Raw genomic sequence first — 24,001 nt, forward strand, 5'->3', positions numbered from 1 at the left:
CGATTTATCCAGTGAGTTTTGTCGAAATGATCAGGCTTGCCGTCATTGATATCTGAGGGGGTCTCAAAATGTCCGAACCAAACATTGACAACCCTGAAGGTCTGGTCGACTGGTTCCGGCGAGGTGGTGTCACAGGTCCCTTGCGCAACTGCATAGGGCCTTTGCCTATGTCCAGAGCATCCATCGTGCGCTGGTCTTCCGACAAGCCGGATACGACGATACAGACCATCGGTGCGCACGCGAACAATTACCGTATTGCCGTCTTGCTGGAACCGCTGGAATCACAGATCTGGAATGGTGAGCGCGCAGTGTGCGGTGGCATGATAGGCGCAAATCGCTTTCGTATCTGCTCACCCAGTTCTCAGGGGCGCTGGCGCCGCTTAAGCAGCTGCGATATTGTTAATATATTCATTCCCACCGACGCCATCACTGCACTGGGACGCCTGCGCGACGCCGAAACCCCGTCCTCGCTGGTTGATACCTCGTTCACGCCAGACCGCGTGGTCCTCGATCTGGTCGGAAAGCTGCTCAATGCACAATTGCTAGCCGGGTCGCTTGCTCAGCAGTTTTGCGACAGCATGATTACTGCTCTGGTAAGCTATTTGCTGGAAAATTATTCCCAGCCTTTGCCAGGGCAAAAGCCTAGCAGTCTTTGTGGTAGCCGTTTGCAAAAAGTGCTGACCCATATTTCGGAGAGTGTCGCAGAGGATGTATCGATTGCCGCACTGGCTGATTTCTGTGCGATGAGCGAATCGCATTTTTCGCGTGAATTCCGCAAAGCTGTCGGCTTGCCACCACATCAGTATGTGATGAAATTACGGCTTGAACGCGCCAGTAGCGCCTTGCTGGAAGGTGATGCCCGTATCATCGATATTGCGTTTTCTCTGGGTTTTAATAACGTCAGCCATTTTTCGCGCGCATTTGCCATGCGCTATGGTCTGCCGCCTGCCATTTTCAGGCGCAATCATCACAATTGTGTGTGACAGGCGCTTGTCGTAACAGGATCAGGCAATTTTGGCAGGATTTGTAGCGTAGCGCCGACACCAACCACGCAAAATGCGGCACGTTCTATGTACACTTGGACAAGTATACTCACGCATTAAGCTGATCGTTTTACTAGCTCTGTCCAAGTGTGATTTTTCCCGCTTCGCCAACCTCGCCCGACGAAAGGATGAGCCTTATGCGCCATCGTTTGCCAATTCCACACGCCGCTGCGTCAATAATGCGCGCAATCTTGCAGGTGCATGCTGCCGTTGCCTTGCTTTTTCTGTCCGCGTGCGTCGCGCATGCGCCGACGATTGGCAATTCCACCCAACCCGAAACTGACAGCCTGCGTGCCGAATGCCCCAGCGAAGTTCGCTACACAGCAGTGGCACCAGCGGGTGCCACGCTGGCCGAGTTAAAAGCATTGACAGAAGCACGCCTGGCCGCTCTGCATTTAAAAGCAGTATGGTCTGTTCCCGAAGGTGAAGCTTTTGTCGATAGCCAGCCTGATCACCTGCGCATGCAACGCCTGCTCAGTGTGGTGCTGCCATCGCTGGAACGCTATCCGGCCGTGCTGTTCGAGCGCATGCGTTTGACCCATATTGCCCTGGTCAAGAACCTGACCGTGGCTGGCCAGCGGCGACGGGCCATGCCGGCACCAGAGACTGCGAGTGTCGTCTATGCAGACAATGATGAAGATATTTGCCTGGCAGGGATGGAGTTACGCATACATCACGAGTTTTATCATTTTATTGAATATCGGGTATTTGGCGATTTTTACTATCGTGATCCTCTCTGGTTAGCAATGAACCCTGCCGCTGTCTCCTATGGCAGTGGCGGTGCAACAGCTTACGGCATTGGCTTCGTCAACCTGGGGCATCCTGCCGCTGGCATGGTGAGCCGCTATGCGCTGTATGGCCCCGAAGAAGACAAGGCAGAAATGTTCGGCTGGATGATGACGCCGGGCTACGCCCATCGTGTACTGCAATGGGTGGCCGAAGACACAGCACTTTCCGCCAAACGCCAGTTCTTGATCCGCTTTTTGCAGGAGCAAAGTAGTGACGCGATGGGGCCGCAATACTTCTTGCAACGGGCACAAGCTGTAGCAGCTACAGTACCACCGCAGGTTGGCCGGTAATTGTGTTGCCAAGTGTGCAAACAGGTGAGCCGGACAGCGCTTTTCTGAGCAGATTTGGGTAACTTCAGCAAGAAATGTAAAGCAGGGATCTTTTGCCAGGGCAATACTCAATTCCATCGAATCTGCGTGATTGATGTTTGATCAACGTATTCAATGAGCAAATGGAAGAGTGGAGCAGGGGCAGCATTCAGGACGTTTCAATGTAACTTCCATCATCATTGGTATCACCATGGTCTTCATCAACGCAGCGATATCCCGGCGCACCCAGAGGTGTCGGCGATTCACTCAAATAGCAAGAAGATTGGAGACGCAGTGATTAAGAAAAGTTTACATTATGGCAGTGCAATTCTGCTGTTGGGCGGCATTACCGTCGTCGCATCCGCACAGGAAGCCGAGAAAACAAAAGAAACGGAAAAGATAGAGCGCGTCACTGTCACGGGGTCGTCAATCAAGCGTATCGATGCGGAGACCGCACTCCCCGTGACCGTCATCAAGGCAGATGAATTTGTCAAAAAGGGCATGACGACGATAGAAGAAGTCATGACCTCATTATCAATGAACCAGCAAACCACGGTCGCTGCCGGAAATGTCGGCGCGGAAACCGGTGGCAAGTCTTCTGCCAATCTGCGTGGCCTTGGCGATGGACGCACGCTGATCTTACTGGATGGGCACCGCCTGCCAAATCACCCTTATGACGGTAGCAGCGCCGATTTGTATAGCATTCCTTTTGCCGCCATCGACAGGATAGAGGTACTGCGTGATGGTGCTTCGCATATCTACGGTACCGATGCGATTGCCGGGGTCATCAACTTTATCACCAAGCGTTCAGTCAAGGACACGACCGTGACGCTGGAAGCGGTTCTCCCTCAACAAAGCGGTGCCAAAGAAAAGCGCTTCAGCATCACCTCGGGTTTTGGTGATCTCGACAAAGATGGCTACAATATTTTCGGTGCCATTGATCATCATGAACAGGCAAGGCTGATGGCGACAGAGCGGGCATTTTCAGCAACCGGAATCTTGCCCGCCAAAGGCATCAGTAAAACCAGCGGTACGACCTTTCCCGCCAATTTCTTTTCTACTGCAGGCATTTCGGGTAACCCAAGTTTTGCGTCCGGCTGCATGCTGCCCGAGGCCATCAAGAGTACGACAAACCAGACTTGCCGCGAAGATTATGCGCGCTTCGTCGACGACATTCCCGAAACCAAACAGAGCAGCTTTCTCGGCAAGGCGACAATGAAGGTCGGCGCAGATGGCATTGCCGGGCTGGAGTTGCTGCATAGCGAGAGCACCAATATCAACCGTATCGCGCCACCACCGATGACGGGCCTGATCATGCATTCCACCAGCAAATGGTATCCGGGTGGCACAGGTGGCACGCCAGCCGTTGCCGGTTTGACTGGCGAAGACCTGGCAGTCAGCTGGCGCACGGTGGAAGGTGGCCGTCGCGAAGCCACCAATCTCGGCGTTTCTGACCGCCTTGTGGCCTCTTTGTCAGGCACCGTCGCAGGATGGGATCTAAGCGGCAGTATCACTGGTGCACGCACCAGGGTGACCGAAGATCTGACAGCCGGCTACCTGAATGACATGGCGATCCAGAACGGCATCAACAGCGGCGTTCTGAACCCGTTTGGTGCACAAGATGCGACCGGGGCCAGCTTGCTGGCGAGCGCCCAGGTGCGCGGCCAGGTCGTTGCCGCGACGGCACGCAATACCGGTTTTGATATGCGTGCAACACGCGACTTAATGGAGCTTCCTGCCGGCCCGCTGGGCTTTTCGGCTGGGATAGAAGGGAGGCGCGAGACATCTGAATTTCTGCTCAAACGCGGCCCGCTCGACCAGATGATGATATCTGGTGCAAGTGGCCTGGTTTCAGCCAAGGACACCAGCGGGTCACGCAGTCTTTCAGCCGTCTTTGCAGAAGCCAATATCCCCATTACCCGTGAACTTGAAACACAACTGGCTGCGCGTTACGATCGCTATAGCGATGCAGGCAACAGCTTCAATCCCAAGGTTGGCTTTCGCTATCAACCGTCGAAGCTGTGGCTTTTGCGCGGGTCGTTCAATAGCGGTTTTCGTGCCCCCACACTCTATGAGTTGAATGGTCCTATCGTCAGCAGTATTACATCGACGCAGTACAACGATCCCTTGTTATGCCCGGGTGGCGTGGCAAAACCTGGTGTGAATCCCAATATTTCCTGCAACATGAATTTGCCGACTCATGTGGGCGGCAACCGCGATCTCAAACCAGAACGCGCCAAGTCGTATTCGCTGGGCATGGTATTTGAACCAAATTCAGCACTGACGGTATCACTGGATTATGCAAAGATCTCGATTCGCGATGAAATCGGCGAAGTGTTGTATGAACAGATGATCCTGAATGATTTCGACAAGTACCGTGATCGCTATCACTACAATGCCGCCGGCACCGCACTTGACTACATCAATGTGTCATCGCTTGGCAATTCGGGAGAAGTCACGACACAGGTAGTGGATATGACAGCCCAATGGCGCCTGCCAGCGTTTTCTTTCGGCAGCATCGATGGCTGGTTCAACGGCTCCTATGTATTGAAAGATACTTACACAACCATCACGGGTGAAACGCCTGATAGCATCGGCGTCTACAACGGCGTGATACGCTGGCGCCATAATGCTGCCGTGCGCTGGTCACAAGGCCCATGGTCAGCCACCTTGTCCCAGCGGTACTCGGGTGGTTACACCGATCAAAACACAGTGGCCGATCAGTTCAAGCAAAATGTAGGTGCCAATTCCATATGGACCCTGTCTGGCAGTTACACAGGCTTCAAGGGGCTGACGTTGTCAGCGGGCATCAAGAACCTGCTCAACACCAATCCACCGTTCTCAAACCAGACACCAAATGCACAAACTGGCTACGACCCGCGATTCGCAGACCCGATAGGCCGTTCATTCTATCTGCGCGCCAGCTATAAGTTATAAGGTGAGTAGGGAAATGAAAACAGCTATTTGATGTTCTTTGACACTGGGCTGTATGCCAGGTGAAATGAATTGTTCCAGTGACCGGATCGCGTAGGTTTTCGATCCGGTCACTGAAGTTGACATTCAATGGTAATCCCCCCATTTTTAACTGTAGTTAAAAGTAGCACTAAGTCGCAAGGGCGAGTTTTTGTTTGGGAGTTGTTCCTGCCAAGGCCATTACAGTCCGGTTGTAATGTTCCACTCAGTGACCTAAGCCCATGCGTCGTCATGGATTGTGCCGAGTCCTTGGAAAACAGGCTTACAAAACCAATATCCTTGCAACAGATCAATGCCAACAGAAATCAAAAAATCTCGCTCTGCTCTGGTCTCAATTCCTTCAGCTAAAACCCGTATTCCAAGGTCTTTGCACATCTTCACGATCCCGGCAACAATGATTTGGCGAGGTCTATGTTGATCTATCCCTCTAACCAAATCCATGTCGATTTTTATGATATCCGGCTGGTATTCAGCTAATAAATTCAACCCAGCATAACCGGCACCGAAATCATCAATTGCCGTCTTGAATCCGAACCGGCGATACTCATGGAAAATGTTGACCAGATGTGGCCGGTCCTGAACCCTTTCTCCTTCGGTTACTTCAAAAATGATACGTTCAATTGGGAAATTATGTAGCTGTGCAGCAGCCAAAGTAGTTCTTATACAAATTTCAGGTTTATACACAGCGTTTGGCAAAAAATTAATGGAAAGAAATTCTTTCATCCCTAGCCGAGCAGCACCTGTCACTGCCTTTATTCGACAGGCTTGGTCAAACTGATAGCGGTTGCTGTCATTAATCTCAGCCAACACGCTGGCTGCGGATTGCCCCTCGGGACCTCGAACCAAAGCTTCATGCGCGAATACACTCTTGGTCGAAACTTCTACTATAGGTTGATATGCGTATTCAAATTGCAATTCAAATAATTGTCCATTACGGCAGCCAATACATGGAACAGGTGAAGCTGCCATTTGCATTTCTGAAAGAGGCTCAGCGTAGATAGGTATCATATATGTGGCAAAGTACCGACAAAAGTGGACATGCGTTCAGTATTTGTACTACTTATTGCTACTGCTAGATAGTACCTCAATCAGCTATTTACCGTCCTGTAATTTTCCTGCCTGTTCGTTTGCTAGCTGAATTGACCCTGGCCAGCTTGGCCTACCTTCCCCTTCCTGGCGAAAGCTGCCACCCGCTCATACGCCCCTTCAAATCGCAGTTCTTTTAGATCCAGATGAAGCTGTTTTAAACTTCGTCGCTGCTTACGATTCAAGCTGGATCCGGTTTAAGCCAGGTTGAACGCTGTAACGCATATTTGTCGATGGCATTTTTTTGTCGCTCTGCGTAGGCTGCCTCTATGACTTCAGAGTGCAGATAGCGCCGCGCGGACAGCGTCGCGCGGATAGCGTCGGACAGTGTTGCGGGAGATGTCCAGTCGTCTGGCAATCTCCCGTAATGGAATCTGGTCACGAATGTGACAGCGTCGAGTAATACTTGGTAGTGCCACGTCAATCACTCGTGTCCCCTACTTATCAAGATAAGTAGGATTGTGTGCTAAACGTGGGTCAATTTTAGATGCAAATTATCCAGCAATTGTCCGCACCCCCAGCGGATCTAATTTTAGTGAAAATCAACACGTAGTTTTTCAAGATGGCTTAGCAAGGACCTGGCAAGATAATCGAAGGTTGCACGAATGAGTGGGTTACCTTTAATTTCTCGGTGGACGACTAACCAACGCGGAATTAATAAATTGGTTGCCTTTGGCATAATGCCTCAACTGCGGTTAGTTTATGCGACACAAACTTAGGAAGTAAAGCTATTCCTTCACCTTCCTCAATTCACTTCGAATACGTAAATTGGTTATCTATCCTAATAACAAACGAATCACGGTTTACATTCAGTCCAATTCCATGAAGGCCTTGAATTGTGGATTTATCCTCATCCATGCCAGGCAAAATCATGCTACGTATGTTCGCTCAATCTTGTCGGACTACCCCGTCTGGCCAAGTACTCACTGGACGCATAAGCTCCCATCGGAAGGTCAGCAATTTTTTTGCGATTAAAGATGACTGTAAAGGATTCGTCATTCTCAATGCAATGTCGGCATCGCGTCGCAAAAAGTTACTGACTTAGTTCGTGATCACCAAATCTACTTAGAGGCGCGAAAATTCGCCGCACAATTGCGCGATGCAACCTGGCAACAAGTAGGTGCAAATTACTTCACTAGCTGAGATTCTTACTGTTCTCCAATCTTCGTTCGCCGAATTGCGCAGGCTAGAAACTGTATCCTGTGCAGCAGACGTCATATGGCGAGCAGCATCGACCATCGATAATGCCGCTTTGGTTGGTACTAGTCCACGGCCAGTATGCTCAAACAAGGTAACATCAAGCTGGGACTCTAGCTCATAAATCTGCCTTGAAAGAGTCGGTTGATTAGTTCCCAAACGCTTAGAAGCACCCCAAAGGCTACCTGCATCAATCACTGCAAGGAAGCTACGAAATAGCGACCAATCCAATTTTTTATATCGATCAAGTTTTGGCATTGGCGCCAGATGCTGGCTGGACCAATGCCCGACTTTAAGTCATTGCGCAGCTGAGTCAAGTTTTAGGTGTGTAATGCCGCTTTAATTGCATCGGAAAGCGCGGTCGACTTTCTGCCAAGAAGTTCAGACAGATCGCGAGCTGGACTATCCAATTCTCCCTGCACTGCATTGACGTCCGCATCAACCACGACATCGACGATGAATTGTGGTAAGCCAAAGCCGAGCAACATTGCGCCATATTCTGCCGGTGGCAGATTCTGATAAACAATTTTTCTGCCAGCCTGCTTTGAAACTTCTTCTGCCAATTCTTCCAGAGTGAAGGAATGGTCGCCTGCGAGTTCATAGGTTCTGTTTGTGTGACCGCTTTGGGTCAATACGGTAACAGCCGCAGCAGCATAATCAGCCCTTGAAGCGGAGGCAAACTTCCCTTGTCCCGCGCTGGCGTATATCGATCCACTTATGATGGCTTGCCCAAGCGCCTCAGTGTGGTTCTCCAGGTACCAGCCATTGCGTAACAACACGAAGTCTATCCCTAAATTCTTCAGATACTCTTCTGTTTCCTTATGTTCGGCTGCGAGAATCAGACTTGAGGTATCTGCGCGCAGCATGCTGGTGTATGCAATTAATTTCACACTGGCTCGTTTCGCAGCATCAATAACGGCCTTGTGTTGCCTGAGTCGTTGCCCTGGCTGTACTGCTGATATGAGCAGCACTTTTTCCACACCCTTGAATGCGGCTTCCAGACTTTCAGGACGGTCGTAGTCGGCTTCTCGTACTTCAACACCGAGGGCTTGTAAGCGGTCTGCTTTCGCAGTGTTACGAACCGCCGCAACAATCTGCGTTGCCGGCAACACTTGCAGAAGCGCCGAGACGACGAGTTGACCAAGTTTTCCATTTGCTCCAGTAATAGCTATCATTTCAGTTCTCTTTCTGTTCTTGGTTGAAAATGCGAATAATATTGATTTTTCAAATTTGCTTAATGAAAAGCAGTGACGCAGCCAGGAGCCTGCCCGAAGGTTAAAACAAAGGCATCGCGGTCATGTGCAGGAATGATGGCAATCTCTGGGTGATCCCGATGGAAGGCTGCTAACCGCTTCACTGTGATGTCGGCTAACGGCGCATCAAAGTCGGTGGCTGCGCTAATTGCCGGATTTTTGTCCAGGCCGCGCGAGACTGCTTCAAGCAAATTGGCGGCGTCTCCAATTAGAAACACCTGACGCTTTGATAGTTTGATGAAAACACCCAATGAACCAGGTGTGTGGCCAGGGAGGGGAACGACGACTAGAGATCCATCTTGATAAATATTTTGACTCTTATCGAAGCTAAGAAATGGTCCGGAATCATAGGGCAAGGCTTCAAATCGACTTTTTACTGAAGCAATCAATGATGGCGGTGTGATGGTAGCTTGAACAGATTGTTGCTCCAGCCATTTGATTTCCTCCGCGGCCAATTGGATAGGCGCGCTTAGTTCAGAGGTTCCGCCAAGGTGATCATAATGTGCGTGAGTAATTAGGATACGTTTCACCTGCTCAGGCAATTCGCCCAGTTTCGCCAACTCTGCAAGCAAGGGTTTGCGATTTTTTGCTCCAGCAATTATTTGCAAGCCGAAATCACGACTGGACGTTGGTAACTCGTTCATCTGCGCCTCGGCATTCGGTCCGAAGCCGGTATCGATCAGCACGTCCCCTTGCGGATGTCGAAAAAGCACACTGGAAATAGTGCTGTTCCAGACCTTCGTTTCTCGAATGTCAGCGCCTCCCATTTTTGCATCGATGCTGACAGCCGCGGTTTCTACCCAGCATGCCTCATTGCTGCGCACAGCAGCTTGGGCTTCGATAGACGCAGCCAGTAGCATCATAGCCCCTGCGGCCATTCCAAGCATCAGTCTTGAGCGATGCACTGTTTTCGAAGCTTGTCGGTTTTTTTTAAATTTGGTAGTCATGATTTCCTTTCGTTTACCTTACTTGCCTTAACTGAGCCTGCAAGATATGGATATAGTCAATATCGTGTAGTCGATAGCCCTGGCTGCACGACCTCGAGTTGTAGAATGTTACTTAAGGCAATCGAAATGATAAATAAGATAATCGGTAAATTAGTGTTCAGTTAAAATTGACAATATCTTTATGGAAAATGCGCTTAGGAAACGTTAATATGGACATCAATCTAAATCGCATCCAGTCATTTGTGGCAGTCGTAGATGCAGGCTCGTTGACGAGGGCGGCACTGGGTTTGGGCCTGTCCAAAGCGATGATTAGCATGCATTTGAAGCAACTCGAAGCAGAACTAGGTTGCGCTTTGCTTACCCGCACTACGCGCAGACTTTCACTCACTGATGTGGGTGATCGCTTTTATATGGATTGTGTACAACTGCTAAGTGATGCGCGAACGGCGATAGATAGTGCAAGGGCGGGCCATGCCAAGTTGACAGGAATATTGCGGGTTACCTCAACCCTTGAGTTTGGAATACACGTAGTCGTGCCAGGGATGGCTGCTTTCTCCAAAATTCATCCTGATCTTGGTATCGATTTTTCAGGATCGACGAGCCTGTCAGATCTGGTAGCAGATCGCTTTGATCTCGCTATTCGCCTGGGGCAGCTCAATGATTCTCGATACCGTGCCACCAGTCTGGGGAAATTTGAAATTGTGCTGGTTGCAACGCCCAATTACATAAAGGAACATGGTTTGCCGCGCACTCCAGCAGACCTGGAACGACTGCGATGGATCGTACTTTCTGGTTTCGATCAGCGCATCAAGATGTCAAAACGCGATGCCAGTACAGCACCTTTCGCTGTACCATTTCGTAGCAGTATCCAAGCTGATAGCGCTTTAGCGAAATTGCATTTTGTCTTGGCCGATCTGGGTATCGCTGTATTGCCTGAATGGGTGGTACGGGAAGACTTGAAAAATGGGCGCCTCGTGAAATTACTGCCCGACCATGGTATGCAGCCGCAAGGTATATTTGGGGTGTTTCCCAACACGCAGCACATACCTGCCAAAGTGCGGCAGTTTATTGATTTCATTCGCGTATTTTTAGCAGAGGATTTCGGCAAATGAATCAGGTTAATGTGCTGGCGAGGGCTGTCTTTTGCTAGCACGATTAAATCGACGAATTCCGTAAAATCTCATCAAAAGCACCCGCTTTAGGTGCGGCGACCTGCATTTTAAACGGCCTAGACATAACGATTAAAACGGCATCTTGCAATAGCAGTGGGGTGTACTGTCAATAGCGGACACACGTGATTCAAACAGCCTGGAGATAGTTGATTGAAATTATCAGCAAACAAGGCAAGTGGAATATAGCCGAGACGTGAGTGCCGACGCTGACGATTATAAAAGCTTAAGATGTATTCCTGAACAGTAGCCTGTGCATCAGCACGGGTCGGGTAGTGCTGGTGATGTATCAATTCATTTTTCAGGCTACCCCAGAAACTTTCCATGGGTGCATTGTCATAGCAGTTTCCTTTGCGTAAAGTGGTTGCTTGCATGGCGAATTGCTTAATCAACACCCTGTAGCTTAGCGTATATTATTGGTTGCCACGGTCTGAGTGGTGAATTGAAGTAGTTGTGACCCGATCTGACAGTCACATCTCTCCTTTTGCAAGGAACAACTGTCAGATCAAATCGAAACTAATACATATTAGTCCATGCCAGCCGATACACTCAAAAGTTCTTTTTGTGTCTGTTATTAATATTGCGTTCCGTCAAGAACGTTCTGATGATGTGCTTACCGTCCATATCTCCGCACACAACCAATTGAGGCATGTGCCTATGCTAAAAATTGAAGCCTTAATTACTCGTCCAGTGCGGGCAAAACCTTGACATGCAGGGCACTTGGTTGCTGGCTACCGAAATACACCTTATGCGTGGCTTTGATGAAATCACTGTCGTTGGCTTCATAGATGTTAGGCACAAAGGATTGTGGGTTGCGATCTATGAAGGGGAACCAGCTGGACTGCACCTGCACCATGATGCGGTGGCCGCGCTGGAAGGTATGGAAGACATCATTGATGGCAAACTTCACCTTGGTCATCTGGTTCGGTACCATGGGCTTGGCTGTTTCAAAACCATCGCGGAAACGGGCTCGGAAAGGTTCGCCGCGTACCAGGGTTTGCTGGTTGCCACGGTTTGTTTGCGCATCTATTTCCAGGTTGGGTGGATTGACATCAATGAGTTTGACAACGAAGTCAGCGTCGCTGCCAGTCACGCTGACAAACAGATCTGCACTCAATGGACCTGCCAGTGTCACGTTCTTTTCCAGCACTTCACTTTGCCAACTCACTACGTCAGGGCGACGGGTAGCAAAGCGCTGGTCAGCGGCCACATATTGATCGCTCCATCGCGAGCCTATCTCGGTGGTATAGGGCACAGGTTTGGCCGGATCGCTGATATATTCTGCGAACTGGGCATCCTGATTGGCCGGTGCGGTAAAGCTCAACTTGCCGTTGGCCTGGAAATATAGCGCCTTGTCCTTGCTTTCTTTCGGTGGCCAGGCATCAAAACCGCGCCAGCGGTTGGCTCCGGTTTCAAACATCCAGGCTTCGGCCAGCGTGGGCTTGTCACCAGTTTTCAGATAATGTTTGAAGAAGGCAAACTCCACAGGCTGATAAGTCTGCACCGTCTTGTACCCAAAGTTGGCATCGCCAACTTTGTCACCATCACTGCGGAACCATCCACCATGCGTCCATGGACCGATGACCAAAGTATTTTGTATGCCGGGGTTTTGTTTTTCTATGGCCTTGTAGGTATTCAGCGGGCCATACAAATCTTCTGTGTCATACCAGCCACCCACGGTCAGGACAGCGGCCTTGATGTTTTTCAGGTGCGGCAGGATATTGCGGCTTTGCCAGAATCTGTCGTAATTCGGATGTGCCGTGATGTCGTTCCAGAAAGGGATGCCGTTCTTGAAATAATGGGTGTTCGCATTCGCCACTGAACCCATGTCCAGGAAGAACTGGTAGCCATCAGCTGTGCCAAAATCAAACGACTTTGAGCTTGCACTCGTTGTGGGTTGTGTGCGTGGCTTGCCAAAGCTGGAGAAGAAGCCAAAAGCCAATTGCAGATTCAAAGCGCCATTCCTGTGCATGTCATCACCACGGAACCAGTCAGCGATCGGTGCTTGCGGCGAAACCGCCTTCAACGCAGGATGGCTGTCGATCGCACCAGCCGAAGTATAAAAACCAGGGTAAGAATTACCCCATTGGCCAACCTTGCCATTATTGTGTGGCAGGTGCTTGATCATCCACTCTATGCTGTCATATGTATCGCTGCTTTCATCGACATCGGTTTTGGATTTTTTGTCGTCTATATGCGGGCGCATGTTGACGAATTCGCCTTCTGACATATAGGTGCCACGCACATCCTGATAGACAAAGATAAAGCCGTCTTTTTCATAGTCGGCAGTTGGTCCCAGCTGAGTCTTGTACTGGTCACCGCCATATGGCGCAACAGAATATGGCGTGCGGATCATGAGGATGGGATAGCGCTTGTTGACGCTGGCATCGTTCGGTACATACACAGACGTGAACAAGAGCTTGCCATCGCGCATGGGGATGCGGTATTCAAACTTAGCATAGTTTTTACGGATATACTCAGCGCGCAATCTGGCAGAATCAGCCTTGTCGTCACTGGCCGTGCTGCTGGTGCTGACAATATTGTTGCTCAGGGCCAGCGTTGGTGTAGTGATGCTGGATAATATTACGCCCAGCATGATAGATAGCGTAGGCAGGGCCTGTCGCAACCGTGGTGTTCTCATGATATTCCTTTCAACAAAAGGGAAACGATTACTCTGAAAGATTCAGTACAATTTAATATGTATTGCTGTGATTGAGGGGCCTGCCGCATCTTCATGCAAACTAATTTTGCCTCTGCAACGTTTCTAATGTGAACGCGCGACTTATTGAAAGCAATGATTGTCTCGAAAGTACTCTATCGTTACGAGTCCAGCTTCTAATTTAAAAAATTTATGGCTTTTTATTCATTTCTAGTTGAATCGTCAATTCAACATCGTCGGTTATCGCTGGCAAATATTTGGTCATCCCAAATGCGCTACGGCTTACATGAGCGACTCCAGAAAAGCCAATCGCAGGCACCTTTAGAAAGGAGTTAGTGATCTGATCTGTCATGATCAGATCGAATTCAACTGGCACCGACCCTCCTCGCACAGTCAGGTCGCCCGAAACCGTATAATGTTTGAACGCGACATACTTGACGGCTTTAGACGTGAAAGTAATGTCGGGGTATGCATCGGAATCGAACCAATCACTACCGCGTAATGCGGCATCGCGAGTGGCATTCGCTGTCTCGACGGAGGCACTGGCGATGATTAGTTTGACGCTGGATGCACTAATATCGGATTCATTGAAATTGACCTGTCCACTGACAGATCGAAAGATGCCAGGCGTGCGAGTCAAACCCAAATGCCCAACTGAGAACGCGACATGCGTATGAGACGGCTCGATCTCCCAGGCCGCATGGCTAACTGACGGCACCCAGATCAAAATGGCCATTACGAAATTGCCTATAAATATTGATAAACGCATATTATTTCTTCCGGTAATATTGATAGCCCCATTGTCCATTGCATGGCGAACTGAATAAATACCTATAATTGAATACACTATTCCTTTTATGGAGCAATCAATGGACGTACTTGGTTATATGCGCCTGTTTGTAGAAGTCGGCAAGCGAAAAAGCTTCAGGCAAGCAGCCGAAGCCTTAGGAATTGCCAATTCCACGTTATCTCGTAATATCGCTGATCTAGAGTCTAGCATTGGCGTCCGGCTGCTGAATCGCTCGACGCGTAGAGTCGAATTGACGGAAACGGGAGAAGAGTATTTTAAACTTTGTCAAAGTATCGTCGAAGATGCACAAAACGCGCATGAAACCTTATTGAATGTAACGCTTCGTCCTATGGGGACATTGAAAATTTCGATGACGCATGAGTTCGCTGTTGGCTATCTCGCACCGATACTTAGTGAATTCGCTAACACCTATCCACTGATTAAATTTGAGTTTGACGTCAATATTCACCCTGTAGATTTCATTGCTGACCGTTTCGATCTGGCAATTCGAATGGGGAAACCGCCAGTGATTCCTGGCACCTTGGTGGTGCGCAAGCTCAGGCAGATACGGCGATATCTATATGCATCACCTGAATATTTGAAACTGGCGCCACCGTTAGAACATCCGACCGATCTGGCAAACCATGTGTTATGCATAGGCCGAAATGTCAGCAAGCCTACAGAGATCTGGCGTACCCTACACAAGGGATCTGAAAAAGTGGATCTAATGGGAGGATCTCGCTTCGTCATGAATACGACAGGTATAGCCCAAGCTCTTGCAGTGAATGGTTTGGGAATTGCTGCGCTCGATCCAGAAATGGCAAGGTGCGATGTTTCCAATGGGCGACTGCAATCCATACTGGCAGATTGGAAACTGGAACCGGTAAATATTTACATTGTCACTGAAACGCGCCATTTACCGGCAAAAACAAAAATATTCATCGCATTTTTACAGGAACGCTTAGGCACTGGAGAGACTGATAACTCTTGAGACGGAAAAAAAAGGGAAATGGTTATCGTAAATCACAATGATGCAGTTTATTTTCATAAATCACTAAATTGTAGTAGTTGTGACCCGATCTGACAGTCACCCTGTGCCCTGTTCAGTGTTTTTTTTGAACCGACAAGTCCTCGCCGCATTTTTATTTTTTGCAGAAGGTGGTATTTTTGAAGAAATTTCAACAAGGAAATTTTAATCAATACGTTGGAAAAAATTGATTAAGACAATGTAACTGCAGCCCACAACATTGGAATGCATGAAAGAAATTCTTGGAAAACATTCCGAAGAACGGACTGAAACCAAATACCTATTGTTTTAACAGAGGTATTTGATTTTCTTATACGCCTATTCTAGTTGATCAAAACTACCTTTTGCTAAGAATTAGCTCACGCTACCCACTATAGCAATTTATACCGTTAAAATAGCAGCTTGCGGTGTAAGCTACACTCGTCCATTACACAGAACTTGATCCTCCCATCAACCACAAGCCCCCACATATCCACAAGAAACACAACGGCTGCAACCGTCGATTTTTTGCAGGGCGTGAGCACCGCAATCCGGGCATTTCTTGCCTGTGGGGATATAGGTGATGGGCGCTGTTTCGCCTTCATAGGCCAGGTCATCCATGCCGTAGTGATGGGTCTTTTGTTTGAATTTTTCTGCCAGTACGGTGATGGGGATCTGGTTGCCGCCGGCGTCAAGAAAGCCGCGTTTCATCAGTATGCGTTGCAGTGAATAACCAATGGCAGCGACTTCAGATTCATGGAACAGGGGGGCTTGTGAGCCATCGTCCTTGGTGATCATGCCGCAGCGTACCGTACCCTTGTCCCACACCACTTCACGCATGTCTGCCAGTGCCTTGGCGATGGAACCGCCTGAGCGTGCTGCCATAGACAATAAACGCATGCTGGCCGATATCCATTGCTGGCCATCGTTCTTTTGTCCGGCAGGCATGAAGAATTCAAACGGGCGCTCTATGGTGACGCGTTCGCCACCGACCATGCCCTGGATATGGATGAAGCTGACGGTCAGGTAGACAGTTTTCTTGCCTTCGTAAGTCATGTACTGCACTTTGGAAGTGACTGATTCGAGATCACCAAAAGGGCGGCCATCGAACTGTTTGCGCAGCAGATCGTCATCAGGCGCGTGCGCGACTTCTGGCGCTGTTTCGGTAGCAACAGACAAGACGCTGCCTAGGATATTGTTAGGGCGGTAAGTTGCCAGCCCTTTCAGGCCAGCGCGCCAGGCATCCATGTACAGATTCTGGAAATCTTCATAGGGGTAATCGGCCGGTACATTGACGGTTTTGGAAATCGCCGAATCAATATAGGGCTGCACGACTTGCAGCATCTTCATATGGTCGCTGGCAGACATATTGAGCGCGGTCACGAAGGGTGCAGGCAATTTGCTGTCGTCAGACACGTCATTGCCCAGTTGGCGATACAGGCGCCACGCATGGTCAGCCACTTCATATGTTTTAGTGTCACCGGCGGCCATGCGTTTCTTGCGGTTATAGACCCATGAAAACGCGGGTTCTATGCCGTTTGATGCGTTGTCGGCAAATGCCAGGGTGATGGTGCCGGTGGGGGCAATCGACAGCAGGTGTGAATTGCGCAGGCCGTGTTTGGCAATGGCATTGCGGATGTTTTTAGGCAAACGTTTGGCAAAAGCACCGGCCAGGTATTTTGTGCTGTCAAACAACGGGAACTGACCTTTTTCTTTCGCCAGTTCAGCAGAGGCGAGGTAGGCTGCATCGCGCATGACTTCAGAAACTTTCTGGGCAAAGGCACGACCCGCATCAGTATCATAGCGTATGCCCAGCATGACCAGGCTGCTGCCGAGACCGAGGAAGCCGAGGCCGACGCGGCGCTTGGACATGGCTTCGGCCTTTTGTTGTGGCAAAGGCCAGGCAGTTGCGTCCAGCACATTGTCGAGCATGCGTGTGGCAACGGTGACGACTTCCTGGAAGGCGTCATAATCAAACAGGGGGGCGTCGGTAAATGCACCCTTGACGAAGCGGGTCAGGTTGATGGAACCCAGGCAGCAACAGCCATAGTCAGGCAGGGGTTGCTCTGCGCATGGGTTGGTCGCTTCGATTTTTTCGCAATAGTACAGATTGTTTTCTGTATTCATGCGTGACAGGAACAGGATACCTGGCTCTGCATGATCATAAGTGGATTTCATGACCTCATCCCACAGATCACGGGCGCGTACGGTTTCATGTACCCACAGGCCATCATCACGCAGATAGGCACCGGCTTCTTTTTTCTCATCGCCAGGTTCTGCCTTGTGAACGAGGCAGAAATCAGTATCTTTGGCGACAGCTTCCATGAATTCGTCAGTCACGCCAATGGAGATATTGAAGTTGGTCAAACCGCCTTTGTCTTTGGAACGGATGAATTCCAGAATATCAGGATGATCGCCACGCAATACACCCATCTGGGCACCACGACGCGCACCAGCAGATTCAACCGTCGAGCAGGACGCATTGAACACCTGCATGAAAGATACCGGGCCGGATGCGCGCGAACGCGTACCACGCACAATGGCGTCTTTCGGGCGTATGGTCGAGAAATCATAGCCGACACCACCGCCACGGCGCATGGTTTCAGCGGCATCTGCCAGGGCAGTATAAATACCGGGTTTGCCATCGGTCGCGCTGGAAACCGAATCACCTACCGGCTGCACGAAGCAATTGATGAGCGTGGCATGCAAATCCATGCCGGCGGCAGAATTGATGCGGCCAGCAGGCACAAAACCATTCTTTTGCGCCCACAGGAATTTCTCTTCGTAATAGGCCTGGAAATCGGCTTTCTCTACGCTGGAGAGGGCTTTGGCAACACGTGTCTGCACATCAAGGATAGTGACTTCATCACCTTTGGCATATTTTTCCAGCAAGACATCCAGGGAGATTTCTTGTGGTGACATTTCGGTCAGTCCTAATATTTTGTCGTTTGCGTTCATATTCTCTGGGACATCATTGCTGATGTTCTGTTAGACGGGTCTCTGAAAAACATTGCCATGAAAGAGCAAAAAGGCGGGCAATCAGATAATTCTTCAGATATAAAAAAAGGGAGCCGGATAGTAGCTTATTTCTGTGGATGCAGGTGTTTTTGATATCCTGCACGTCGGTCCGGATGGATGTGTTCATTATAAACTGAGGGGCACTTTTTTTCTTTGATCTGCTTCAAGTGAGGCGGGTATTTCTGGCGGTTTTTGCAAGCAATATTGCTTGCAAAAAATACAGGTGAAGCGGATTTAATCGCCAATGCCGGACGTTGGATTTCATATCGCCGATCATCTGTAAAACCATGTTTAGTATAAGGAATTAGCAAAAAAATTTAATTTTTAATGTTGCGCCTCGTCAATTATTTCAAACTGGCAAAAAAATGCTGGAATAGTTGCCCTGGAAATAAATGTGGAAAAATTGCATCTGGTAAAGGCAATCCACAGCTTTTCTGGTGACTGAATAACATATACTGTTTATGGCATGTTTTTCAGACAGTTTACGCATATAGAGGGCGCACAATGAGGCGGGACAAATTGGTTATCCAGTTCACATATCGTCAGCTTGTGTCCGTCTGTCTTCTTATTCTTTTCTGTCTGCTGTCTGGCAAGCATGTTGTCATGGCGGCCAGTGTGCATAGTTTGCGTTTTGAGCAAGTTGGTCGTGAGCAAGGTTTTCAGCATGAATCCATACAATCCATGTTGCAGGACCGGCAGGGCTATATGTGGTTTGGCACTCAGGGTGGCCTGCATCGCTATGATGGTACCAAGGTCATTTATTTTCGCCATGACCCAAACCGCGTCAACAGCCTGGCTGATAACTGGGTCTGGGCCCTGCATCAGGACAGCAAAGGGCGCATCTGGGCGGGTACCCGCAATGGCGGCTTGCATCGCTACGATATGGCCACTGAAACCATGGTCAGATACCGGCGTGATGCGGCTGACATCCATAGTTCCGGGGCAAATCAGATACAGGCCATCATCGGCGATGGTGCTGGCGACGGAAAAGATGGTCTGTGGCTGGCAACAGGCGATGGCCTAGCCCATTTTGATCCTGATACCCGGCACTTCATTATTCTGCGGCATGATGAAAAAGATGCCAGCAGCATTGCCAGCGACCAGGTCAATGCCCTTGCACTGGATGCAGAGGGTAACCTGTGGGTGGGCAGCAATGCCGGCTTGAGTTTTTTGCCCAGGGGACAAACAGTTTTCCAGAATTTCCGCCTTGACAGCGAGCAGGCACCGGACCCTCAGCGTAATTCCGTGGAAAGTATTTTGGTTGACCGCAGCGGCAACATCTGGATAGCCAGCGTTACCGGCCTCGACGTCTGGGATAAAACCACGAAACAAAGACACCGTTTTGGCGAAGCCGAGGGTATGGACGCGGGGCAGGTCAGTGCCATCATGGAAGACCGGGACGGTGTCATCTGGATAGGCAGCGACGATGGCCTGAAACGATGGGATAAAGCCAGTGCCAGGTTTTCTTCTTATCGCCACCACGCTGCTGACCGCCATAGCCTGGCGGATAACCGTGTAACGCGCCTCATGCAAGACCGCTCAGGTACTTTATGGGTAGGCACCTGGATGGGTGGTGCAAGCCATACCAATCTTGTCAGCGGTGGTTTTGAACGCATGCTGCATTTGCCAGGTGAACCGAATACGCTGAGCAATAATACCGTCCTGGCCATCACCGGTAAAAATGGCGTGATCTGGATAGCCACGGGCGATGGTCTTGACAGGCTCGACAAGGCAAGCGGGCAAGTTCGCGTGTTTCAGCATCAGAATGCCAGGGCCGATAGCCTGAGCAATAGCAAGATCAGGGCAGTCAGGCCTGGCCCTGACGGCAAATTATGGGTGGGCACGCAGGATGGTCTGAATTTATTTGATCCCGTCAGCGAACGTGCACAGTATTACAGGAATGACCCCACCAAACCGGACAGTATCAGTTCCAGTATCGTGCACGGCATGGCGTATGACCCTGCTGGTAGCCTGTGGGTGGCTACCGATGATGGGCTCAACCTGCTGGATGAAAAAACCGGTAAATTCAAGCGTTTCATGCATGACCCGCAAAACCCGGGTAGCTTAAGCCATGGCCGGGTAGTCTCGCTGTTGTTTGATCATCGTGGCCAGTTATGGGTTGGCAATTTTGGCGGCCTGGATAAATTCGATGCCCAGACGGGGAGTTTTGAACATTACCGTCATGACCCCGGCAATAACAGTAGCTTGAGCCATAGTCGTGTTTATGCCGTATATGAAGACCGCAAGGGTGTCATCTGGGTAGGCACCGCCAGCGGCCTGAACCAGATGGTGGTGGACAAGAATGGTGTCGTCAGCTTCAAGCGGTATGACGATGGCCTGGGCAATGATGCAATTGCCAGTTTTGCGGAAGACAAGGCAGGCAATCTGTGGATCAGTACCGATAGTGGTTTATACAAACTCGGCCCTGACAGGAAGCAAGCAAAGAAATATTCATCCGATGATGGCCTGATCGACGGCACCTATACCGTCGGCGCCAGTTTTGCTGATGCCGATGGCAAACTGTATTTCGGTGGTTTTCAGGGTATGGCCTGGTTTGCACCTGAAACCATACGCGACAAGACCGCTACACCCACCACGACCATTACGGATTTTCTGATTTTTAATCAATCCCTGCGTGGTGGAAAGCTGCCCGAGGGCGTGAAGATGGATGGCAATGTTTCCGATACCAAAGCCATTACACTATCGTATAAACACATGGTGTTTTCCATAGAATTCGCTGCGCTCAATTTTACCGATCCGCTGCATTACCGCTATGCCTACAAGCTGGAAGGCTTTGATGCAGACTGGGTGCCGGCAGAGCCTACCCACAGGTTTGCCAACTACACCAATCTGGAGCCGGGGCGATATACCTTCCGCACCCGCGCAGCCAATAAAGATGGTGAATGGGGCGAAGAGGGTGCCAGTCTGGTCATCACCATTACCCCGCCATTCTGGATGGAGTGGTGGTTCCGTATCTTGGTGACGGTGCTCTTGCTGGCATTGGTCTACCTGATTTACCGTTTGCGCGTCAGGCAGTTCTCACGCCAGCGCTTGCTGCTCGAAGCCCTGGTCAAGCTCAGGGCTGCCGAAACTGAGGCAGAGCGCAAGCGGCTGAAAGACCTGACCGATGCCTTGCCGCTGTCAGTATTTCAATTTCGTGAAATGGCGCATGGACAAAGAGAATATGTGTATGTCAGTGAAAACGTAAAAAACGTCCTGGGCGTATCGGCAGAAGACATTATTGCCGACAAGGCAGCCCGCTGGAAGACCACGCTGGATGAAGATAAAGCCGAGGCAGAAGCATTGGCAAGAAAAGCAGTGGAAACCCGGTCATCTGGCAATTTTCATCAACGCATCAAAATCCGCGGACAGATACGCTGGCTGCGCGCGCAGACCGTGACGCCGAAGCTGGTCGACGGTGAATGGATATGGAATGGTTTCTGGATCGATGAAACAGAAACCTATCTGCAAAAAGATGAATTGCGCGAAGCGAAAGAGCTGGCGGAACAGGCAACGGTTGCCAAATCTTATTTCCTGGCGAACATGAGCCATGAAATCCGCACGCCGATGAATGCCATCATTGGCCTGTCTCACCTCGCCAAGAAAACCAGCCTGTCTTTAAAGCAGCGCGACTACATCGATAAAATTCACAATGCCGGTACCTCACTGCTGGGTGTGGTGAACGATATCCTGGATTTCTCAAAGATAGAGGCAGGCAAACTTGATATTGAATCGGCAGAATTTGTACTGGCTGACGTGATCGACGATGTCGCCACCATCGTCAGCCATAAAGTCGCAGAAAAAGACATAGAGCTGGTGTTTGATATCGACCTGTCCGTACCCGCCAATTTGCAGGGCGACCCGTTGCGCCTGGGGCAGATCATTACCAATCTGGTCAACAATGCCATCAAGTTTACCGATCATGGTGCCGTGGTGATACTGGTCAGGCAGATCAAGTCCTCTGCTGACAAGGTGCAGCTGCAATTTACCGTGCGTGATACCGGCGTCGGCATGACGGAAGATCAGCAGAAAAACCTGTTCCAGGCATTTACCCAGGCAGATTCTTCCACCACCCGCAAATATGGCGGCACAGGTCTGGGTCTGACCATTTCCAGGCATTTGGTGGAATTGATGGGCGGTACGATCTGGGTAGAAAGCCAGGTCGGTGTCGGCAGCCAGTTTCATTTCGATTGCTGGTTTGAGCATGCCAATTCGCCTCAACGCAGCAGCCTGCCCGCTGCACTGCTGGCCGTGCGCGTGCTGGTGGTCGATGATCATGCCGAAGCACGCCAGCATCTGGTCAAACTGTGCAGCCAGTTCCAGCTCAATACCGATGCCGCAAGCAGTGGTGCCCAGGCTGTGATGATGCTGGAACAGGGAAGGCAGCAAGACCAGCCTTATGGCCTGGTCTTGCTCGATGCCCAGATGCCGGACATGAACGGCATGCAAACTGTCGATGCCATCCACGCCAGCTTTGCCACGTCTTCAGCGCTTGTACCTGACATCATCATGCTGACCGTCATCGGCTTTGATGAAGCTGCCATGCAGGCCAGACCCCATGCCCCGGTCGCCTATCTGTCCAAACCGATAGGGGCATCAGCTCTGCAACAGGTCTTGATACACCTGTATCGCAGCGGGGACGATGATGTCATGCATACCGCCAGCCTGGCACCTGAAAACAAGCGCTTTGATGGCCTGCGCGTCTTGCTGGTGGAAGACAACCACATCAATCAGCAGATTGCTGCGGAACTGATGACAGAGGCTGGCATACTCGTTGATGTGGCAGACAATGGCCGCATTGCGGTAGACAAGTTGAACAAGTCCGACAGTTACGACATCGTCCTGATGGATTTGCAGATGCCGGAAATGGATGGTTATGCCGCCACCACCATCATCCGTTCTTACCCCGAATGGCAAGACCTGCCCATCATCGCCATGACTGCTCATGCCATGAAAGAAGAACGTCAGCGCTGCCTTGACACAGGTATGAATGACCATATCGCCAAACCGATTAACCCTGATATTTTCTTTGATACCCTGGCGCGCTGGAGTGGACATCGCCTGCCCAGAAGCCGGCCAGCAGAACCACAGAAAAATGAAGTAAAACCCAAACCTGTTGTTGCAGAAGCCAGTGCTGTTGAATTGCAGATACCTGGTGTTGATGTCACTACAGCGCTGCGCCGTTGCGGGCAAAACCTGGATTTGTATTTACGTCTGTTGCAGCTGTTTGTAGAAACCGCCTCTGCCACGCCAGAAAAAATCCGCAGGCATTTGCAAAATGGTGACCGTGGATCGGCTGAACGCGAAGCCCATACCATGCGCGGCGCGGCTGGCAATATCGGTGCGCTGGCCCTGGCAGCGGTGGCGACAGAACTGGAGCTGGCGATAGAAAAATCCACGGAAGACACCGCTATCCTGCAAAGATTTGATGATGCCAGTCAGGAACTGATGCAAGAGCTCAGTAAGGCGCTGAAACAGGCTACCGAGCAGACTGTGCAAGAAGCTGTTGCAGTGCTGGATACGCACAGCACGCCAGGTATCAGGGATGCAGCAAGCCAGGCTTTAATCGGGCGCCTCAGTAATTTCCTGAAAGATTCGGATAGTGAAGCAGTAGATTATTTCCAGGTACACAGGACAGCCTTGCGCAGCCTGTTTGGTGCGCAGGCCGACAAGATAGAGCAGACCGTCAAGGCTTTCGAGTTTGAAGCTGCCTTGCAAATGCTGGAACAGTTCAGGGCAGATTAACAGACCTGGTTTTGGTTT

General features: G+C 50.2%; 13 protein-coding genes and 1 pseudogene. 6 read left to right on the forward strand and 8 right to left on the reverse strand.

Features of this window, described 5'->3' with window-relative positions:
• Window positions 1-68: 68 nt before the first annotated feature.
• The 3 genes from ACO0LH_RS10255 to ACO0LH_RS10265 all read left to right on the forward strand — a co-directional run bounded on the left by ACO0LH_RS10255 (window position 69) and on the right by ACO0LH_RS10265 (window position 5,077).
• Complete coding sequence (locus tag ACO0LH_RS10255; RefSeq protein ID WP_422940973.1) at window positions 69-983, forward strand: helix-turn-helix domain-containing protein; 915 nt, start codon at window positions 69-71, stop codon at window positions 981-983.
• Window positions 984-1,222: 239 nt separating this feature from the next.
• Window positions 1,223-2,122: a hypothetical protein gene (locus ACO0LH_RS10260; RefSeq protein ID WP_422940974.1), complete on the forward strand. Its 900-nt coding sequence runs from the start codon at window positions 1,223-1,225 to the stop codon at window positions 2,120-2,122.
• Window positions 2,123-2,434: 312 nt separating this feature from the next.
• On the forward strand, window positions 2,435-5,077 hold the full coding sequence (locus ACO0LH_RS10265; protein ID WP_422940975.1) for a TonB-dependent receptor: 2,643 nt from the start codon (window positions 2,435-2,437) through the stop codon (window positions 5,075-5,077).
• Window positions 5,078-5,326: 249 nt separating this feature from the next.
• On the opposite strand, the gene ACO0LH_RS10270 is transcribed toward ACO0LH_RS10265, so the two are convergent.
• From ACO0LH_RS10270 to ACO0LH_RS10285, 4 genes are all read right to left on the reverse strand, one after another.
• Window positions 5,327-6,082 (reverse strand): EAL domain-containing protein, encoded by a 756-nt coding sequence (locus ACO0LH_RS10270; protein WP_422940976.1) that lies wholly within the window; start codon window positions 6,080-6,082, stop codon window positions 5,327-5,329.
• 1,182 nt (window positions 6,083-7,264) lie between these two features.
• On the reverse strand, window positions 7,265-7,654 hold the full coding sequence (locus tag ACO0LH_RS10275) for a LysR family transcriptional regulator (RefSeq protein WP_422940977.1): 390 nt from the start codon (window positions 7,652-7,654) through the stop codon (window positions 7,265-7,267).
• 62 nt (window positions 7,655-7,716) lie between these two features.
• Window positions 7,717-8,571 (reverse strand): SDR family oxidoreductase, encoded by an 855-nt coding sequence (locus ACO0LH_RS10280; protein WP_422940978.1) that lies wholly within the window; start codon window positions 8,569-8,571, stop codon window positions 7,717-7,719.
• 59 nt (window positions 8,572-8,630) lie between these two features.
• Window positions 8,631-9,596: an MBL fold metallo-hydrolase gene (locus tag ACO0LH_RS10285; RefSeq protein ID WP_422940979.1), complete on the reverse strand. Its 966-nt coding sequence runs from the start codon at window positions 9,594-9,596 to the stop codon at window positions 8,631-8,633.
• A gap of 167 nt (window positions 9,597-9,763) precedes the next feature.
• Here ACO0LH_RS10285 and ACO0LH_RS10290 point away from each other — a divergent pair, with 167 nt between their 5' ends.
• A complete protein-coding gene (locus tag ACO0LH_RS10290; protein ID WP_422940980.1) occupies window positions 9,764-10,708 on the forward strand; it encodes a LysR family transcriptional regulator in 945 nt (314 codons plus the stop codon).
• Window positions 10,709-10,917: 209 nt separating this feature from the next.
• Here ACO0LH_RS10290 and ACO0LH_RS10295 read toward each other — a convergent pair.
• From ACO0LH_RS10295 to ACO0LH_RS10305, 3 genes and pseudogenes are all read right to left on the reverse strand, one after another.
• Window positions 10,918-11,208: pseudogene (locus tag ACO0LH_RS10295) on the reverse strand (integrase core domain-containing protein); the annotation flags it as partial.
• A 236-nt stretch (window positions 11,209-11,444) separates the two neighbouring features.
• A complete protein-coding gene (locus ACO0LH_RS10300; RefSeq protein WP_422940981.1) occupies window positions 11,445-13,406 on the reverse strand; it encodes a CocE/NonD family hydrolase in 1,962 nt (653 codons plus the stop codon).
• A 208-nt stretch (window positions 13,407-13,614) separates the two neighbouring features.
• Window positions 13,615-14,193, reverse strand: a complete 579-nt coding sequence (locus tag ACO0LH_RS10305) for a YceI family protein (RefSeq protein ID WP_422940982.1) — start codon at window positions 14,191-14,193, stop codon at window positions 13,615-13,617.
• A gap of 100 nt (window positions 14,194-14,293) precedes the next feature.
• Between ACO0LH_RS10305 and ACO0LH_RS10310 the strand changes: the two genes are divergently transcribed.
• On the forward strand, window positions 14,294-15,205 hold the full coding sequence (locus tag ACO0LH_RS10310; protein ID WP_422940983.1) for a LysR family transcriptional regulator: 912 nt from the start codon (window positions 14,294-14,296) through the stop codon (window positions 15,203-15,205).
• 486 nt (window positions 15,206-15,691) lie between these two features.
• On the opposite strand, the gene ACO0LH_RS10315 is transcribed toward ACO0LH_RS10310, so the two are convergent.
• Window positions 15,692-18,178, reverse strand: a complete 2,487-nt coding sequence (locus tag ACO0LH_RS10315) for an adenosylcobalamin-dependent ribonucleoside-diphosphate reductase (protein ID WP_422940984.1) — start codon at window positions 18,176-18,178, stop codon at window positions 15,692-15,694.
• A gap of 663 nt (window positions 18,179-18,841) precedes the next feature.
• On the opposite strand from ACO0LH_RS10315, the gene ACO0LH_RS10320 reads away from it, so the two are divergent.
• Window positions 18,842-23,983, forward strand: a complete 5,142-nt coding sequence (locus ACO0LH_RS10320) for a two-component regulator propeller domain-containing protein (protein ID WP_422940985.1) — start codon at window positions 18,842-18,844, stop codon at window positions 23,981-23,983.
• The last annotated feature ends 18 nt before the right edge of the window (window positions 23,984-24,001 follow it).

Source organism: Undibacterium sp. TJN19 (genome assembly GCF_049339485.1).
Lineage (GTDB): Bacteria > Pseudomonadota > Gammaproteobacteria > Burkholderiales > Burkholderiaceae_D > Undibacterium.

What these genes read in the sequence shown, in the direction of transcription:
- ACO0LH_RS10260 (WP_422940974.1), top strand. Translation starts at nt 1,223, where the DNA reads ATGCGCGCAATCTTGCAGGTGCATGCTGCCGTTGCCTTGCTTTTTCTG.
- ACO0LH_RS10270 (WP_422940976.1), bottom strand. Translation starts at nt 6,082, where the DNA reads ATGGCAGCTTCACCTGTTCCATGTATTGGCTGCCGTAATGGACAATTA.
- ACO0LH_RS10275 (WP_422940977.1), bottom strand. Translation starts at nt 7,654, where the DNA reads ATGCCAAAACTTGATCGATATAAAAAATTGGATTGGTCGCTATTTCGT.
- ACO0LH_RS10305 (WP_422940982.1), bottom strand. Translation starts at nt 14,193, where the DNA reads ATGCGTTTATCAATATTTATAGGCAATTTCGTAATGGCCATTTTGATC.
- ACO0LH_RS10310 (WP_422940983.1), top strand. Translation starts at nt 14,294, where the DNA reads ATGGACGTACTTGGTTATATGCGCCTGTTTGTAGAAGTCGGCAAGCGA.
- ACO0LH_RS10255 (WP_422940973.1), top strand. Translation starts at nt 69, where the DNA reads ATGTCCGAACCAAACATTGACAACCCTGAAGGTCTGGTCGACTGGTTC.
- ACO0LH_RS10280 (WP_422940978.1), bottom strand. Translation starts at nt 8,571, where the DNA reads ATGATAGCTATTACTGGAGCAAATGGAAAACTTGGTCAACTCGTCGTC.
- ACO0LH_RS10320 (WP_422940985.1), top strand. Translation starts at nt 18,842, where the DNA reads ATGGCGGCCAGTGTGCATAGTTTGCGTTTTGAGCAAGTTGGTCGTGAG.
- ACO0LH_RS10285 (WP_422940979.1), bottom strand. Translation starts at nt 9,596, where the DNA reads ATGACTACCAAATTTAAAAAAAACCGACAAGCTTCGAAAACAGTGCAT.
- ACO0LH_RS10315 (WP_422940984.1), bottom strand. Translation starts at nt 18,178, where the DNA reads ATGAACGCAAACGACAAAATATTAGGACTGACCGAAATGTCACCACAA.
- ACO0LH_RS10300 (WP_422940981.1), bottom strand. Translation starts at nt 13,406, where the DNA reads ATGAGAACACCACGGTTGCGACAGGCCCTGCCTACGCTATCTATCATG.